Consider the following 441-nt stretch of genomic DNA (forward strand, 5'->3'; position numbering starts at 1 on the left):
GTGGAAGGCCTGGGCGGCCCCCAGCACAATGTTGCCGTACACGTCGTGCTGAAAGTGCTCGGCCGCCTGGTTGCCGACGCGCACCGGGCCCATGCCGCGGTAGCCGCCCAGGTGTTCCATGATGGACTCGGGCAGCTCGTGCTCCAGGCCGATGCCGTACAGCGGCTGAATATGGCCTTCGCCCGCCTTGACGACGATGTTCGCCAGCCAGCGCAGGTAGTCCTCCATGGTGCCGACCTCCGACAGGCTGTTGAGCGCGCGCACCACGAAGAAGGCGTCGCGCAGCCAGCAGAAGCGGTAGTCCCAGTTGCGCCCGCTGTGGGCCGATTCGGGAATGCTGGTGGTCATGGCGGCGACGATGGCGCCGGTGTCCTCGAACAAGGACATCTTCAGCGTGATGGCCGCGCGGATCACCGCCTGCTGCCACTCCAGCGGCAGGGG

Annotated in this window: 1 protein-coding gene; it reads right to left on the minus strand. The window is 67.3% G+C overall.

Annotated elements, in window-relative coordinates; genetic code table 11:
• The coding region (locus A612_RS10820; protein WP_040436637.1) for a glycoside hydrolase family 15 protein at positions 1-441 on the minus strand (441 nt) is incomplete at both ends.

The organism is Melaminivora alkalimesophila, from assembly GCF_000282995.1.
Lineage (GTDB): Bacteria > Pseudomonadota > Gammaproteobacteria > Burkholderiales > Burkholderiaceae_C > Melaminivora > Melaminivora alkalimesophila.